Source organism: Amycolatopsis sp. NPDC051373, assembly GCF_040689465.1.
In the GTDB taxonomy this organism is placed as follows: domain Bacteria; phylum Actinomycetota; class Actinomycetes; order Mycobacteriales; family Pseudonocardiaceae; genus Amycolatopsis.
This window is the reverse complement of record NZ_JBFBAE010000006.1, coordinates 344,694-362,049: the sequence shown is the minus strand read 5'-3', so window position 1 is coordinate 362,049 and position 17,356 is coordinate 344,694. Positions and strand designations below refer to the sequence as shown.

General features: G+C 68.6%; 10 protein-coding genes. 7 read left to right on the top strand and 3 right to left on the bottom strand.

Annotated features, from left to right (window positions below; translation table 11 throughout):
• Genes AB0383_RS14220 through AB0383_RS14205 form a run of 4 tightly spaced genes read left to right on the top strand, consistent with a single transcriptional unit; the run spans position 1 to position 4,277 of the window.
• Positions 1 to 1,212, top strand: a complete 1,212-nt coding sequence (locus AB0383_RS14220; protein WP_366187314.1) for an MCE family protein — start codon at positions 1 to 3, stop codon at positions 1,210 to 1,212.
• Positions 1,212 to 2,477, top strand: coding sequence for an MlaD family protein (locus AB0383_RS14215; protein WP_366187312.1), 1,266 nt, complete (start codon positions 1,212 to 1,214; stop codon positions 2,475 to 2,477). The genes AB0383_RS14220 and AB0383_RS14215 overlap by 1 nt, the downstream gene beginning before the upstream one ends.
• Positions 2,478 to 2,523: 46 nt before the next feature.
• A complete protein-coding gene (locus AB0383_RS14210) occupies positions 2,524 to 3,156 on the top strand; it encodes a hypothetical protein (protein WP_364183435.1) in 633 nt (210 codons plus the stop codon).
• 26 nt (positions 3,157 to 3,182) lie between these two features.
• Positions 3,183 to 4,277: a hypothetical protein gene (locus AB0383_RS14205; protein WP_364183432.1), complete on the top strand. Its 1,095-nt coding sequence runs from the start codon at positions 3,183 to 3,185 to the stop codon at positions 4,275 to 4,277.
• A 64-nt stretch (positions 4,278 to 4,341) separates the two neighbouring features.
• On the opposite strand, the gene AB0383_RS14200 is transcribed toward AB0383_RS14205, so the two are convergent.
• Positions 4,342 to 4,926, bottom strand: coding sequence for a chorismate mutase (locus AB0383_RS14200; protein ID WP_366187309.1), 585 nt, complete (start codon positions 4,924 to 4,926; stop codon positions 4,342 to 4,344).
• Positions 4,927 to 6,366: 1,440 nt separating this feature from the next.
• On the opposite strand from AB0383_RS14200, the gene AB0383_RS14195 reads away from it, so the two are divergent.
• From AB0383_RS14195 to AB0383_RS14185, 3 genes are all read left to right on the top strand, one after another.
• A complete protein-coding gene (locus tag AB0383_RS14195; protein WP_364183426.1) occupies positions 6,367 to 9,870 on the top strand; it encodes a DNA-directed RNA polymerase subunit beta in 3,504 nt (1,167 codons plus the stop codon).
• 89 nt (positions 9,871 to 9,959) lie between these two features.
• A complete protein-coding gene (locus AB0383_RS14190) occupies positions 9,960 to 13,871 on the top strand; it encodes a DNA-directed RNA polymerase subunit beta' (RefSeq protein WP_364183423.1) in 3,912 nt (1,303 codons plus the stop codon).
• Positions 13,872 to 14,033: 162 nt separating this feature from the next.
• Positions 14,034 to 14,672, top strand: a complete 639-nt coding sequence (locus AB0383_RS14185; protein WP_366187306.1) for a zinc ribbon domain-containing protein — start codon at positions 14,034 to 14,036, stop codon at positions 14,670 to 14,672.
• Positions 14,673 to 14,683: 11 nt separating this feature from the next.
• On the opposite strand, the gene AB0383_RS14180 is transcribed toward AB0383_RS14185, so the two are convergent.
• Entirely contained in the window at positions 14,684 to 16,183 is a 1,500-nt protein-coding gene (locus AB0383_RS14180; RefSeq protein ID WP_366187304.1) for a hypothetical protein, read from the bottom strand.
• Positions 16,184 to 17,341 carry a hypothetical protein gene (locus tag AB0383_RS14175; protein ID WP_366187302.1) on the bottom strand — a complete coding sequence of 386 codons (1,158 nt, stop codon included), beginning with the start codon at positions 17,339 to 17,341 and terminating at the stop codon, positions 16,184 to 16,186.
• Positions 17,342 to 17,356 lie beyond the last annotated feature (15 nt).

Genomic DNA, 17,356 nt, shown 5'->3' with positions numbered 1-17,356 from the left:
ATGAAGCGCCTCCAGAGGTTCGCCGCCGCCGGCGTGGTCACCACGGTGTCCGCGCTGGTGCTGTCCGGCTGCGGGTTCACCGGCATCTACGACGTGCCGCTGCCCGGTGGCGCCGACCTCGGCAGCCACCCGTACAAGGTCAAGGTGCAGTTCTCCGACGTCCTCGACCTCGTGCCGCAGGCCGGTGTGAAGGTCAACGAGGTGCCCGTCGGCCAGGTCGAGTCCGTGGGGCTCACCCCCGACGGCTGGCACGCCGAGGTCACCGTGGAGATCAACGGCGACGTGAAGCTGCCGGCCAACGCGCTGGCCAACGTGAAGCAGTCGAGCCTGCTCGGCGAGAAGTACGTGGAGCTCTCCTCGCCCGGCGACGGGCAGGCGCAGGGCACGCTCGCGAACAACGCCACGATCCCGCTCGCGCGCACTGGCCGCGACGTCGAGGTCGAAGAGGTGCTCGGCGCGCTGTCGCTGCTGCTCAACGGTGGTGGCGTCGAGCAGCTCAACACCATCACCAAGGAGCTCAACAACGCGACGGCGGGCAAGGAGCCCGACATCAAGGCGTTGCTGGACAACGCCAACGAGCTCGTGACGAACCTCGACGAGCAGTCGCGCAACATCACCCGCGCGCTCGACGGGCTCGACCGGCTGTCGATGACGCTCAAGGACCAGAAGGACAAGCTGGTGGGCGCCGTCGACAACCTCGGCCCCGGCATCGGCGTGCTGGAGCAGCAGCGCGGCCAGCTCGTGACCATGCTCAACGCGCTGAACAACCTCTCCGGCGTCGCCACCGACACGGTGAACAAGAGCAAGGCGGACCTCGTGGCCGACCTCAAGGCCCTCACGCCGACGTTGCAGAAGCTCGGCGAGGCGGGCAACGACCTGCCGCAGGCGCTGCAGATCCTGCTGACCTTCCCGTTCACCGATCAGGCCTACAACGACGTGAAGGGTGACTACTTCAACCTCTTCGCGAAGGTCGACCTGAACCTCAAGGACGTCATCGACAACCTGGGCCGCAGCCGGGACAACCCGCTGTCGAACCTGCTGCCGGTGCCGGGCCTGACCGGGGGCACGCAGGGCGACCAGCCGCCGCTGCTACCGCTCGGGGGCCAGTCGGGGTCGAACGCGAAGCCGAACTCGACCGGTGGCCAGGGTGGCGGCAAGCCACAGGGCGGGCTGTCCGGGCTCTTCGGGATCCTCTCGGGAGGTGCGGGCTGATGTTGCTGCGCAAGACGAAGTTCCAGCTCGTCGCCTTCGCGATCATCTCGGTCGTGGCGCTCGTCTACGCCCTGGTCCGCTTCGCCGGCCTCGGCTCGGTGTTCGGCGACAGCGGCTACACGGTGAAGCTGCAGCTCAACGAGTCGGGCGGCATCTTCACCAACGCCGAGGTGACCTACCGCGGCTTCAACATCGGGCGCGTCGGCCAGCTGCGGCTCACGCAGACCGGCCTGGAGGCCGACCTCAACATCGACCCGTCGGCGCCGCAGGTGCCCGCGGACCTCGACGCCGTGGTCGCCAACCGCTCGGCCGTGGGTGAGCAGTACGTGGACCTGCGGCCGAAGAACGACAAGGGCCCGTTCCTCGCGGGCGGCTCGGTGATCCCGGCGTCGAAGACCACCGTGCCGGTCAGCACCGATCGGCTGCTGTCGGACCTCGACTCGCTCGCGGCCTCCGTGCCCACCGACTCGCTGCGCACCGTCGTGGACGAGTCCTACGACGCGTTCCGCGGCACCGGCGGAGACCTGCAGCAGCTGCTCGACACCGCGCAGAGCTTCACGGCCACGGCCCAGCAGTACCTGCCGCAGACCGTGCAGCTGCTCGACGCCGGCGGCCAGGCGCTGGACACGCAGAACTACGAGGCGTCGAACTTCGCGGACTTCTCCAAGAACCTCAACGAGCTCACCGGCACGCTGAAGAACTCCGACGGCGACCTGCGCAAGCTCATCGGCATCACGCCGCAGGTCGCGGCACAGATCGACCAGGTCGTCAACGAGACCGGGCCGGGCCTGGGCGCGCTGACGGCGAACCTGCTGACCACGGCCAACGTCACCGTGACCCGCCTCGACGGCATCGAGCAGGGCCTGGTGACCTACCCGGCGCTGGCCGGCGCGGCCTCCAGCGTGGCGCCGGGCGACGGCACCGCCCACCTCGGGCTCGTGCTCGACCTGTTCAACCCGCCGGCCTGCACGAAGGGCTACCTGCCCTACAGCCAGTACCGCACGGGCGCCGACACGTCACCGCGGCCGGCCGACGACAATGTGTACTGTGCCGAGCCCAAGGGCAGCCCCATCAACGTCCGCGGCTCGCAGAACGCGCCGTACGGCGGGGCCCCGGTCGCGCCGTCGCAGGCCGACGTGGACGCCAACGCGGGCCGTCCGGCCCAGGAACTGCAGGACATGCGCGATGCCGCCGTGCCGGGCGTAGCCGGAAGCCCGGGTGTCTCGTTGAACAGCCTGGGAGCGCTGCTCGGTCTCGCCGGCTGAGCCGCGTGGGCGTGGATTCGATGACCGTTACCTACCCTGGAGTGATATGAGTTCCGAACAGGCCGCCGCCGAGGAAGGGGTGACCTCGTCGCCGCCGGAAGCCCCGGCTTCCGCTTCGGAGACTGCTTCGACCGGTGCCGCCTCGCCGGCCAAGCGGTCCCTGCCGGGCTCGCCGCGCGTGTGGCTCTTCGGCGCCGGGGCGTTCGCGCTCGCCGCCTTCGTGGTCGCGGTGGTCTTCGGGATCATGTGGTGGGTCGCGGGCACGGGGGAGAACGCGGCCCTGGCGCAGTCGCGTGACGACGTCGTGAAGGCGGGCGCCAACGCCGTGAAGGCCTACACCGAGGTGGACTACCAGAACCTCGACGCCGTCTTCGCCCGCCAGAAGTCCGTGTCCGACGACGACATGGCCAAGCAGATCGACCAGCTGAAGCCCACCTACGGCAAGGCGCTGACCGACGCGAAGACGAAGGTCACCACGACCGTGCAGGACATCGCGGTCGAGGAGCTCGACGACCACGAGGGCAAGGCCAGCTTCCTGGCCGCCATCACCACCGACGTCACCCAGGGCGCGCAGAGCTCCTCGAAGGCGCTGCGCCTGGAGGTCTCGATGACCCGCGTCGGGAACGACTGGAAGCTGTCCGGCATCGACAACGTCCCCCTCGTCGCCTCCGGCCAGTAGCTTCACCGCAGAACGGAGTTCTCCTAGTGCCTCCCTCCCGCCGCCAGCCGCCCCGCAGCAGCACCCCGCCGGCCCGTCGGCCGAGGGTCGCCGGGCTGCGCAAGCCGTCGAGCGCGGACGGCGCACCTGCGTCCACCGACGAGCGGCCGACACCTGCTCCGGCTCCCGCCGCGGCCAAGCCGCGCCCGCGTCCGGCGGTGCCGCGGACCGGCCCGCTGACCAGCGCGGATCCGTCCGAGGTCACCCAGGAGATCCGGTTCCCGAGGAGCGCGGGGATCTCGCGGTCGCGGGGGCTGGCCACGGAGGACCCCGAGGACGCCGCCGACGTGGACACCGCGGCCGCGGTCGAGGACGAAGCCGAGGTCGACGCCCTCACCGGCGAGGCCGTCGCCGCTCCCGAGGAAACCGACGAGACAGTCCGCGCGGCTCCGCGCCGCAAGCGCCGGGACTCGGGTCGCGCGAAGCCCGTGGACGTCGACGAGGCCGAGCAGGAGGCCGCCGGCGCGCCCGCCGTGCCGCCGCCGTGGGCGAGGCAGCAGCCGCGCCAGGACCGCACGGTCGTGCTGACCGTCGTGCTGCTCGTGGTGGGCCTGGTGTTCGCCGCGGGCGCGGTGTTCTTCAAGCTCGGCTTCGACGACGCCTCCGACTCCACGAGCAACACCGCGCTGCTGGACGTCGCGAAGACCGCGCAGGTCAAGGACCAGGTGTCCAAGGCCACCGAGGCCCTGTTCTCCTACGACTACAACAACATCAAGAAGACCGAGGACGCCGCCAACGGCCTGCTCGCCAACGACAGCGTCAAGGCCAAGTACAACTCGCTCATGGGCGAGGTCAAACGCCTCGCGCCGCAGCAGAAGATGGTGGTGACCTGCAAGGTCACCCGCAGCGCCGTGATCATGCTCAACGGCGACCTCGCGCGCGTGATGGTGTTCGTGGACCAGACCTCCACGCGCGCCGACACCAAGCAGACCACGGCCGGCTCGGCCCAGCTGCACGTCGACGCGCAGCTGCAGGGCGACACGTGGAAGATCACCGACCTCGACACGTACAAGGCCCCAGCGCCGCCCGCGGCCAAGGCGCCCACCTCCTCGGCCCCGGCCTCGCCGCCGCCGTCGAAGTAAGTCGAAGCCGAAGGCCCGGTGCCCGCTTGAGCGGGTGCCGGGCCTCTTGCTTTCGTTCAGAGCCTCAGCAGAGGGACTGCAGGGCCGTGCGCAACGCGGTGCGGTGCAACTCGTCGAGGTGGTCGACGACGTCAGCCGAGATCTGCGCCTCGAGCACGTCCACCCGGCACGGCGCGCCGGGCTCGCGGACGTCGTTCGTGGCCACCAGTTCGGTCAGCAGCGACGTCGTCAGCTCGTCCAGCTCGGCGCGGATCTCGGCGAGGTCCGGGCGTGTGGTGGGCGCCTGGTCGGGGTGCGCGGTCCAGCGGTCGAACAGCCCGCGCTGCACGACCTTGCTCGCGGTGATCTGGTCGGAGAAGAACGCCGCCGTACGCTCGGGGTCCAGGCCCAGCGCGAACGCGCGCGTGCGCACCGAGGCGAGCTCCTGCTCCTCGCGCGCCGGGTCGTCGATGGGCTTGTCGGTGCCGAACTTCGACGCGGCCACGCGATCACCCATCCGCAGGCGCTCGACCACGAGGTCGGCGAGCGGCCCGAGCCGGCCGAACGCGTGGCCCGCGGTGCCGGCGGTGTCTGTGGCGGTCTTTCCGGATGCGGCCATGGCCTGAGTGCCTCCGACGGTGAGTGCGGCCAGCGCGACGGCGAGGATCACGGTGGAGCGGCGCAGTCTCGTTCCCGAACATGAGCACTCCGTCGTGGGCCGGCGACCAGGATCGGATCTGATTTTAGCGGTGGGGAATTCACGAAACCCGGACAATCTCGCCGGATGGACACGCAATCGTGCCGATGCCGGATTTGTCTGCCCGGACGTACCGCGGCACTCGGCCTCGCGGGTCACGGCGGCCTCCGGCGGTAGTTGCGACAGCACCGCCACCCTGGCTGCTCGGGTGATCACGGCGCGTTCGGCGAGTGAACCGGCGGTCCAGCTCATCGCGAACGATCGCCCGCAACGCCGTGTCGGCGGCCGCTCCGAGACCGTGGGTCGGCACGCCGGCCTGCTCCCGACCCGGGGCTGCCGGGGCGTGATCATCGGCGTGGGGTTGCCTGTTGGAGACCCGAAACGGCTCCCCGTCGAGCAAACCCCCGCCCTCCCCTCGGGGGGCGTCCCCATCCCAGTCTATCGGCCCCTGACCTCGAAAAATGCCCGGAACAAAATCTGTGGACAACCCCGGAGTCGGCCGGGTGGCCTGTGGACAAGCCGAGCTGCCTGTGGCGGGCCGAGTTGCCGGTGGACAAGCCCCGAGTCAGCCGGGTGCCTGTGGGCAAGCCGAGTTGCCTGTGGCGCGCCGGACTTCCTGTGGCGGGTCAACCTGCCCGTGACACAAGGCACCCGCGCGCCCCTCGGCCGGGCACCGCACCGGCCCATTTGGGTCGTGGAATCAGCCCCCGAACCCCCCGGACCACCCCGAGCAGACCGCCATGAGCAGCCCGACCTAGCAGCCCGCCACGAGTAGCCCGACCCGAGTAGCCCGACCTGAGCAGCCCGACCCGAACAGCCCTCCCTTCGGACCACCCCGAACATTTCACCCCTCGGACCGCCCCGAACAGGCCTCCACCGACCCCTCAGCCGCGATCCACGCGACGCCCTGCGGCCGACTGGACCCCTCGCCCCACGACCCCTGTTCGTGACGCAGAACACCGTTTGAAACCCTCCCCGAACCACTGCCAGACCACGATTCCGCAGGTACCGGCGGGTAACCGGGATGATCATCCCGCTTGTCACCCTCCGCATGCCCCGGTCGACGCTGCGCCAACCGGTCGGACCCCCGAGTGGCATCTTGACTCGAAGGCGTCGTGGGTTCAGGCTTACTGCCAACGGTCACGGCCGGGAGCGCGAACCTTGCGGGAGGGACGCAGAACCCGGGCAGGCCGGAGGCATTGCTACAACGCCGCGAGGCAGGCTGGGCCCCATCGGGAGCGCCCCCTGGACAGACCGCGTCGTTCGGGCTAGACTGCCTCTTTGCGCTGCCCTCTTTCAGGCTGCCCGGAGCCGGTAGTTAGGATAGTGGGCACACGGCACCCCTGACAGTCCGCGACGGCACCTGTTGCCATTGCGGCTGCTCACCGCTCATTGTCCCCGGAAGGACGCATCTTGGCAGTCTCTCCCGCGAACCAGGCCACTGCTGCGACCACCTCGGCTGTATCCCGCTCGGAGTCCACGGGTATCCCCGGCGCGCCCAAGCGGGTCTCTTTCGCAAAGATTCGCGAGCCCCTCAACACCCCCAACCTGCTGGACGTGCAGCTCCAGTCGTTCCAGTGGTTCACCGGCGACGAGGCGTGGTTCGAGCGCCGCGTCAACGAAGGTGACGAGAACCCGGTCGGCGGCCTGGAGGAGGTCCTCAACGAGATCTCCCCGATCGAGGACTTCTCCGGTTCCATGTCGCTGTCCTTCTCCGCTCCGCGCTTCGACGAGGTCAAGGCCTCGATCGAGGAGTGCAAGGACAAGGACATGACCTACGCGGCCCCGCTGTTCGTCACGGCGGAGTTCGTCAACAACAACACCGGTGAGATCAAGAGCCAGACGGTCTTCCTCGGCGACTTCCCGGTGATGACGGACAAGGGCACCTTCATCATCAACGGCACCGAGCGGGTCGTCGTGTCCCAGCTCGTGCGTTCTCCGGGCGTGTACTTCGACAGCAGTGTCGACAAGACGACCGACAAGGACGTCTTCAGCGTTCGGGTGATCCCGAGCCGCGGCGCGTGGCTCGAGTTCGACGTCGACAAGCGCGACACCGTCGGCGTGCGCATCGACCGCAAGCGCCGCCAGCCAGTCACCGTGCTGCTGAAGGCGCTGGGCTGGACCACCGAGGCGATCCGCGAGCGCTTCTCCTTCTCGGAGACGCTGCTGGCGACGCTCGAGAAGGACCACACCGCCGGCACCGACGAGGCGCTGCTCGACATCTACCGCAAGCTCCGTCCGGGCGAGCCGCCCACGAAGGAGAGCGCGCAGACGCTGCTGGAGAACCTGTTCTTCAAGCCGAAGCGCTACGACCTGGCCAAGGTCGGTCGTTACAAGGTCAACAAGAAGCTCGGTCTCGACACCCCGTACGACACGGGCACGCTGACCGAAGAGGACATCGTCTCGGCCATCGAGTACCTGGTCCGGCTCCACGCCGGCGAGGACAAGATGACCAGCGTGTCGAACGTCGAGGTGCCGGTCGAGACCGACGACATCGACCACTTCGGCAACCGCCGCCTGCGCACGGTGGGTGAGCTGATCCAGAACCAGATCCGGGTCGGCCTCTCCCGCACCGAGCGCGTCGTGCGCGAGCGCATGACCACGCAGGACGTCGAGGCGATCACGCCGCAGACCCTGATCAACATCCGCCCCATCGGCGCGGCGATCAAGGAGTTCTTCGGCACCTCGCAGCTGTCGCAGTTCATGGACCAGAACAACCCGCTGTCGGGCCTGACCCACAAGCGCCGCCTCTCGGCGCTGGGCCCCGGTGGTCTGTCCCGTGAGCGCGCCGGCATGGAGGTCCGCGACGTCCACCCGTCGCACTACGGCCGCATGTGCCCGATCGAGACGCCGGAAGGCCCGAACATCGGCCTGATCGGTTCGCTCTGCTCGTACGCGCGGGTCAACCCGTTCGGTTTCATCGAGACCCCGTACCGCAAGGTCGTCGAGGGCCAGGTCACCGACCAGGTCGACTACCTCACGGCCGACGAGGAAGACCGCTTCGTCAAGGCGCAGGCCAACGCGCCGCTGACCGAAGACAGCCACTTCGTCGAGAACAAGGTCCTGGGTCGCCGCAAGGGCGGCGAGGTCGAGCTGATCGACCCGCTCGAGATCGACTACATGGACGTGTCGCCGCGGCAGATGGTCTCCGTCGCCACCGCGATGATCCCGTTCCTGGAGCACGACGACGCGAACCGCGCGCTGATGGGCGCGAACATGCAGCGCCAGGCCGTGCCGCTGCTGCGCAACCAGGCCCCGTACGTGGGCACGGGTGTGGAGCTGCGCGCCGCGGTCGACGCCGGTGACGTCCTCGTGGCCGAGCAGGCCGGCGTGGTCGAGGAGCTGTCCGCGGACATCATCACGATCATGCACGACGACGGCACGCGGAAGAGCTACGGACTGTACAAGTTCCGCCGCTCCAACCACGGCACGTGCTTCAACCACCGCCCGATCGTCGACGAGGGTGACCGCGTCGAAAAGGGCCAGGTCATCGCCGACGGCCCGTCCACCGAGAACGGTGAGATGGCGCTGGGCAAGAACCTGCTCGTGGCGGTCATGCCGTGGGAGGGCCACAACTACGAGGACGCGATCATCCTCTCCGAGCGCCTGGTGCAGGACGACGTGCTCACGTCGATCCACATCGAGGAGCACGAGATCGACGCCCGCGACACCAAGCTGGGCGCCGAGGAGATCACCCGGGACATCCCGAACGTCTCCGAGGAGGTGCTCGCCGACCTCGACGAGCGCGGCATCATCCGCATCGGTGCCGAGGTCCGCGACGGCGACATCCTGGTCGGCAAGGTCACGCCGAAGGGCGAGACGGAGCTGACGCCGGAAGAGCGCCTGCTGCGCGCGATCTTCGGTGAGAAGGCCCGCGAAGTCCGCGACACCTCGCTGAAGGTGCCGCACGGCGAGACCGGCAAGGTCATCGGCATCCGCGTGTTCTCGCGCGAGGACGACGACGAGCTGCCCCCGGGCGTCAACGAGCTGGTCCGCGTCTACGTGGCCCAGAAGCGCAAGATCCAGCCGGGCGACAAGCTCGCCGGCCGCCACGGCAACAAGGGCGTCATCGGCAAGATCCTGCCCGCCGAGGACATGCCCTTCATGGAGGACGGCACGCCGGTCGACATCATCCTGAACACCCACGGTGTTCCGCGACGGATGAACATCGGCCAGATCCTCGAGCTGCACCTGGGCTGGCTGGCCTCGCAGGGCTGGACGATCGAGGGCAACCCGAGCTGGGCGGCCAACCTGTCCGAGGAGCTCTACGACGTCGCGCCGAACACGAACACCGCCACCCCGGTGTTCGACGGCGCGAAGGAAGAGGAGCTCACCGGGCTGCTGGGCTCGACCAAGCCGAACCGCGACGGCGAGCGCATGGTCAAGGAGAACGGCAAGGCCACGCTGTTCGACGGCCGCTCCGGCGAGCCGTACCCGTACCCGGTGTCCGTCGGCTACATGTACATCCTGAAGCTGCACCACCTGGTCGACGACAAGATCCACGCCCGCTCCACCGGTCCGTACTCGATGATCACGCAGCAGCCGCTGGGTGGTAAGGCGCAGTTCGGTGGCCAGCGCTTCGGTGAGATGGAGTGCTGGGCGATGCAGGCGTACGGCGCTGCCTACACGCTGCAGGAGCTGCTCACGATCAAGTCGGACGACGTGGTCGGCCGCGTGAAGGTGTACGAGGCCATCGTCAAGGGGGAGAACATCCCCGAGCCGGGTATCCCGGAGTCGTTCAAGGTGCTCCTGAAGGAGCTCCAGTCGCTGTGCCTGAACGTCGAGGTGCTTTCCAGCGACGGTGCGGCCATCGAGATGCGCGACTCCGACGACGAGGACCTCGAGCGCGCCGCGGCCAACCTCGGCATCAACCTGTCCCGCAACGAGTCGCCCTCGGTGGACGACGTCGTGCACTGATCGCGTGCTGAGCCGGGACCTGCCTCCCGTGGGTCCCGGCTCGCCCGCCAATTCCTCTAGTCGATACAACCCCAAGGGGATGCAAAGACGTGCTGGACGTCAATTTCTTCGATGAGCTCCGCATCGGTCTTGCCACCGCAGATGACATCCGTCAGTGGTCGTACGGCGAGGTCAAGAAGCCGGAGACCATCAACTACCGGACTCTCAAGCCTGAGAAGGACGGTCTCTTCTGCGAGAAGATCTTCGGTCCGACCCGGGACTGGGAGTGCTACTGCGGCAAGTACAAGCGCGTCCGCTTCAAGGGCATCATCTGTGAGCGCTGCGGCGTCGAGGTGACTCGCGCCAAGGTGCGCCGTGAGCGGATGGGCCACATCGAGCTGGCCGCGCCCGTCACCCACATCTGGTACTTCAAGGGTGTTCCCTCCCGCCTGGGCTACCTGCTGGACCTGGCGCCGAAGGACCTCGAGAAGATCATCTACTTCGCGGCCTACGTCATCACGGGCGTGAACGCGGAGCTGCGCCACAACGACCTGCCGACCCTCGAGAACGAGATCGGCGTCGAGCGCAAGAACCTCGAGACGAAGCGTGACGCGGACATCGAGGCTCGCGCGCAGAAGCTGGAAGCCGACCTGGCCGAGCTGGAGGCGGAGGGCGCCAAGTCCGACGTGCGCCGCAAGGTCAAGGAAGGCGGCGAGCGCGAGATGCGTCAGCTGCGCGACCGCGCCGGCCGCGAGCTCGACCGCCTCGAGGAGGTCTGGACCACCTTCACGAAGCTCGACGCGCGTCAGCTGATCGCCGACGAGCTGCTCTACCGCGAGCTGGTCGACCGCTACGGCGAGTACTTCACCGGCGGCATGGGCGCGGAGGCCATCCAGAAGCTGGCCGCCGAGTTCGACGTCGCGGCCGAGGCCGACAACCTGCGCGACACCATCCGCAACGGCAAGGGCCAGAAGAAGCTGCGCGCGCTCAAGCGCCTCAAGGTCGTGGCCGCCTTCCAGGCGACCGGCAACGACCCGCGCGGCATGGTGCTCGACGCCGTGCCGGTCATCCCGCCGGACCTGCGCCCGATGGTGCAGCTCGACGGTGGCCGGTTCGCGACGTCGGACCTGAACGACCTGTACCGCCGCGTGATCAACCGCAACAACCGCCTCAAGCGACTGATCGACCTCGGCGCGCCCGAGATCATCGTGAACAACGAGAAGCGGATGCTGCAGGAGGCCGTCGACGCGCTGTTCGACAACGGCCGCCGCGGTCGTCCCGTCACCGGCCCGGGCAACCGGCCGCTGAAGTCGCTGTCCGACCTGCTCAAGGGCAAGCAGGGCCGGTTCCGCCAGAACCTGCTCGGCAAGCGCGTGGACTACTCGGGCCGTTCGGTCATCATCGTCGGCCCGCAGCTGAAGCTGCACCAGTGCGGTCTGCCGAAGGACATGGCGCTCGAGCTGTTCAAGCCGTTCGTCATGAAGCGGCTGGTCGACCTGAACCACGCTCAGAACATCAAGTCCGCCAAGCGGATGGTGGAGCGTTCGCGCCCGCAGGTGTGGGACGTGCTCGAAGAGGTCATCACCGGTCACCCGGTGATGCTGAACCGCGCGCCGACCCTGCACCGCCTCGGCATCCAGGCCTTCGAGCCGCAGCTGGTGGAAGGCAAGGCCATCCAGCTGCACCCGCTGGTCTGCGAGGCGTTCAACGCGGACTTCGACGGTGACCAGATGGCGGTGCACCTGCCGCTGTCGGCCGAGGCGCAGGCCGAGGCCCGGATCCTGATGCTGTCGGCGAACAACATCCTGTCGCCGGCGTCGGGCCGCCCGCTCGCCATGCCGCGTCTGGACATGGTCACGGGCCTGTTCCACCTGACTCGCCTCAACGAGAAGGCCGAGGGCGCGGGCAACGCGTACTCGTCGCCGGCCGAGGCGATCATGGCGTACGACCGCAAGGCGCTGAGCCTGCACGCTCCCATCAAGATCCGCGTCACGGACCGCCAGCCGGCCAAGGCCGACGAAGCGCGGCTCGCCGAGGCGGGCTGGGAGCCGGGCAAGATGTGGCTGGCCGAGACGACGCTGGGTCGCGTGCTGTTCAACGACCTGCTGCCGGCGGACTACCCGTTCGTGAACGAGCCGATGCCGAAGAAGCGTCAGGCCGCGATCGTGAACGACCTCGCCGAGCGGTACTCGATGACGCAGGTGGCGCAGACGCTGGACAAGCTCAAGGACGCCGGCTTCTACTGGGCGACCCGCTCGGGCGTCACGGTGGCCATCTCCGACGTGCTCGTGCCCGAGGGCAAGAAGGCCATTCTCGACGAGTACGAGGGCAAGGCCGACCAGGTCGAGAAGCGGTACCAGCGTGGTCAGCTGTCCCACACCGAGCGCAACAACGAGCTCGTCAAGGTGTGGACGCAGGCCACCGAAGAGGTCCACAAGATCATGGAGACGGCGCTGCCGGACGACAACCCGATCGCCATGATCGTGAAGTCGGGCGCGGCGGGCAACATGACGCAGGTCCGGTCGCTGGCCGGCATGCGTGGCCTCGTGTCGAACCCGAAGGGTGAGTACATCCCGCGTCCGATCAAGGCCAACTTCCGTGAAGGCCTGTCGGTGGCGGAGTACTTCATCGCGACGCACGGTGCCCGGAAGGGTCTGGCGGACACGGCTCTCCGTACCGCCGACTCGGGTTACCTGACCCGTCGTCTGGTGGACGTCTCGCAGGACGTCATCGTTCGCGAGGTCGACTGCGGCACCACGCGCGGCATCATGATGGTCGTCGGCGAGGACGTCGGCGACGGCAAGGTCCTGCGCGACCAGCACGTGGAGACCAGTGTGTACGCGCGGAACCTCGCGACGGACGCGGTGGACGCCAAGGGCAACGTCGTGCTCAACGCGGGCGACGACGTGGGCGACCCGGCCATCGAGAAGCTGCTCTCCAGCGGCATCTCGAAGGTCAAGGTCCGCTCGGTCCTCACCTGTGAGTCGGCGGTCGGTGTGTGTGCGACCTGCTACGGCCGTTCGATGGCGACGGGTCAGCTCGTCGACGTCGGCGAGGCCGTCGGCATCGTCGCCGCCCAGTCGATCGGTGAGCCGGGTACGCAGCTGACGATGCGTACGTTCCACCAGGGTGGTGTCGCCGGTGACGACATCACGACCGGTCTGCCCCGTGTGACCGAGCTCTTCGAGGCCCGTGTCCCGAAGGGCAAGGCGCCGATCGCGGACGTCGACGGCCGCGTGCGGATCGAGGAGAGCGAGCGGTTCTGGAAGATCACCCTGATCCCGGACGACGGGTCGGAGGAGATCGTCTTCGACAAGCTGTCCAAGCGGCAGCGGCTCGCCAACACCCCGAACGGCCCGCTGGGCGACGGTGACCACGTCAACGTCGGGCAGCAGCTGCTCGAGGGCACGCCCGACCCGCACGAGGTGCTCCGCGTGATGGGCCCGCGTGAGGCGCAGATGCACCTCACCGACGAGGTCCAGAAGGTGTACCGCGCGCAGGGTGTGTCGATCCACGACAAGCACATCGAGGTCATCGTGCGGCAGATGCTGCGCCGCGTGACGGTCATCGACTCGGGTGGCACGGACTTCCTGCCGGGCGAGCTGCCCGAGCGGACCAAGTTCGAGGCGCGCAACCGGTCGACGGTCTCCGAAGGCGGCGAGCCGGCTTCGGGTCGTCCGGTGCTGATGGGCATCACGAAGGCCTCGCTGACCACGGACTCGTGGCTGTCGGCGGCCTCGTTCCAGGAGACCACGCGTGTCCTGACCGACGCGGCCATCAACGGCCGTTCGGACCGGCTCGTGGGCCTCAAGGAGAACGTGATCATCGGTAAGCTGATCCCGGCCGGTACTGGCATCAACAAGTACCGGAACATCCAGGTCCAGCCGACCGAGGAGGCCCGGGTCGCGGCTTACGCGATCCCGTCCTACGACGACGGCTACTACACCCCGGACGTGTTCGGTTCGGGCACCGGTGCCGCTGTTCCGCTGGACGACTACGACTTCGGCCGCGACTTCCGCTGACCGGCTCGTAGCCAGTAGCTGAGAAGGCCCCCGTTCCCGGGTTTCCGGGCGGGGGCCTTCTTCGTGGCCTGGTTTCAGCTGAGATGGATGCGCTCGGTAGTCCTGTTGTTGTCGGCACTTCTACGGTCCCCGCGCCGGTGGCGGCGACCTACCGTGGCGGCCGTGGCTGACGTCGTGCCGTTCACGGACAACTTCTCGGATATCTCCAACACCCAGGGCTACCAGTTCGAGTTCCGCTGTGAACGCTGCGGGAACGGCTACCGGTCGGCCTTCCAGCGCGACGCGGTCGAAACGGGCCGCGGAGTCCTGCGTGCGGTGGGCTCGTTCTTCGGCGGCAAGCTGCAGGACCTGAGCTACTCGGCCGACCAATGGCGTTACGACCGCGCCACGAACTCCTCGGCGAAGGACCGCGCGCTAGCGGCCGCGGTCAAGGAGATCTCGCCGAGCTTCCGTCAGTGCCGGGGTTGCAGCGACTGGATGTGCGCCGAGCAGTGCTGGAACACCGAGATCGGGCAGTGCCTGCGGTGCTCGCCGAGCGTCGCGGAGGAGATCTCGCGCGCCCAGGCCTCCGCGCAGCGCGACCAGATCCGGGACCGCGCCCGCGACCGCGACTGGACTCGCGACCTCGACCTGGACACCCGCGCCCACCTCACCTGCCCCAGCTGCGGCGTGAAGGCCGAGGGCGGCAAGTTCTGCGCCTCCTGCGGCTCGTCCCTGGCCCCCACCGTCCACTGCACCGAATGCGGCAAGCCCTCCACCGCCGGCGCCGTCTTCTGCGGCGACTGCGGCACGCGGTTGTAGCGGCGCGGTCGCTACGAGACGGCCGCTTCCTGGGTCTTGCGCAGCTTCCTGACGTGTCTGGGCGGCCTCGGTCGGTAAGTGGCCTTCGCGAGCAATGCGCCCGCGAGAAGCGGCAGCAGGGCGACGAGGAACACGTAGATCGCCGCGAGGCTGCTTTCCAGGACCGGGTGCCACCAGATCGGGCCGATCTCCACGTCGAGCACATCGCCCTTGGCGGGCAGCGGGTCGATCCATTGGGTCGACACGTCGTGGGTCGTGCCGTCGAGCACGTACCGGCCGCGGACCCAGTCGTTGCTGCCGGTGCAGCCGGCACTCCTGGAGGAGCAGGTGCCGGCGTAGCCCTTATGCGCTTCGAGAACAGTCAGCTGAGTCTGGGGCGACCCGTCCACCAGCGCGGCCAGGGAGTTCAGGACGGGCAGCAGCCCGAGCAGCACCAGTGCCAGCGCGATGACCGTGCGCGTGGTCAGAGAAACCGAGGTGACCGGCTGCCGGTCCGCCGCCTCGCGGAAGCGGTTGACCGGCGTCCGCAGGAACCCGCCGCGACCGCCGTTCCAGGAGTTGTAACTCGTGTCGGACCCGGCGGCGATCGCGGCGAACGCCTTGTCCCCGGCCCACACCTCCCACACCGGCGCGGGCACGACCGCGGCCAGCATCGCGAGCCGGCGGGAGTTGCCGAACATGCGGTCCTCGGTGAGGGCGCCCGACTCGGTGGTCCACATCGCGTCGCCGTGGAAGGCCACCGAATGCACGCGGAACCACAGGTCGTTCAGCATGAAAGCGCGCACGTCGTCGGTCAGGGCGGCCGCGGCGAACTCGGGGTCCGAGGTCGTCACGGTGAACCGGCGGTCGAACTCGGCGTCGACCTCGAAGCTGTCCAGCCCGAGGTCGGGCTTCAGCCAGCCGAACGAGTTCCGGGTGATCCGGGCGTCTTCCAGAGGAGTGAAGTGCTCCGGCTCGGACGCCCCGGTCCGCGGCGAGATCACCAGCGCCGGCACCTTCGGGATCCGCAGCTGCACCGATGAGTTGATCGAGTCGATCTGCTCGGCCACCTTGGCGATCGCGGCGCCCCGCTCGTTCGGGTCGACCGGGTCGCTCGAGTACTCGCTACCCAGGACCCGGTGGCCCTGCTGGTCGAACTCGACCGTCGTGCGCACGGGACCGGGGTCCGGGTGGTCGAGCGCCACTCCGCGGCCGCGGTGGGGGAGCACGCCGAACGTCTGCTTCCTGGTCGAGCCCGCGATCCGGGCGATCCACGTGCGCTGCCGCCAGCCTCGCCACACCACCAGGGCGGCGAACGCGACCGGGAACGCGATCCAGACCAGCTGGGGCACGAAGCTGCCGGTGCCCGCGGAAAGCCAGTACAGCGCCGTTGCGGAGAACGTCACGCCGCACAGGGCGTACAGCACGGTCGCGGCCACGCCGCTGCGCCGTTCAAGCCGGCCGGCGAGCCACAGCAGCACGAAACCCAGCACGAAACCGCCGACGACGAACCACGGTTCGAACAGGTCCATCTACTGGTCCATGTCCAGGTTCTCGCGGGTGTCCTCTTCGGAGTGGTAGCCGGCCGCGTCGCTCCCGCCGCGGGACTTCAGGATGTCGCGGGTGTTGTCGACCGCCTTGTTGACGAAGTCGAAGCCGGCCTTGCCGCTGTAGGCCGAGCCCTTGTCGAGATCGCCGAGCTTTACGCCGGTCACCCCCTTGAGGGCCTCTTCGCCACCGGCCTTGAGCGAGTCCTTCAGCGCCTCGACCGTTGCCATGCCGCGGGAGTTCGTCGCCGAGGCGATCGCGCCGGTGGCGGCCTTCTCCATGCCGGGCGTCATGCCGGGGGCGCCCGACGGGGTGAGCTTGCGGCCCTGCTTGATCAGGTCGTCGGTCCACTTCGAGAGAAAGGTCATGAACTTCTGGAGCAGCTCGCCCAGCTTCCCCAGTTTCGAGGTGATCCTGGTGAACGCACTGGCCGCTTTGGCGATCGAGGCGGTCATCGCGGCGGCGACCGACGAGCCGAGGCTCACGATCGAGGCGGCCAGCGCCGGCAGCCAGATGTAGATCAGCCAGCTGACCAGCTCGCTGATGATCGCCTTCACGACCTCTTCGATGACGGTCATGACCATCGACCACATCTGGAGCGTCTCGCCGACCCCGCCCGTGGTCGAGCCGATGCCCTTGATGCCCTCGGAGAACTGGTCCAGCGAACTGCGGGCCGCGTTGCCGCCGTCGCCCTGCCAGGTCCGCAGCTCTTCCTTGCCCTTCTTGGCGAAGTCGTCGCCGAGCTTGACGAAACCGACACCGATCTCGCTGAAGTTGCCGGCCGCCTCCTTGAGCGCCGGGCCGTCGCCCGTCACGAAGTGCAGCGCGTCCTGCAGCGGCGAGATCAGCTCCAGGAGCATGTTCAGGCCGTTGCTGACCAGCCAGCCGACGGGGTCGAGCGCGAAGCTCGCCACGTCCACCGCGGCGCCGGCGACGAAGCCCGCGCCGTCCTGGAGCATCTGCCCGGTGGCCGCCGCGAACTCGCCGGCGTCGTCGGCTTCGCTGAAGCCCTTGATGCCTCGTTCGACGCCCTCGACCCCCTTGCCGATGATCGGCGCCTTCTTGGCGGCTTCGTTGGCGTCGTGGAGGAAACCCTCGTCCTCGTGTTCCAGCTTGACGCCGTCGGCGATGCTGTCGGCCATTTCGGTCTCCCCCTG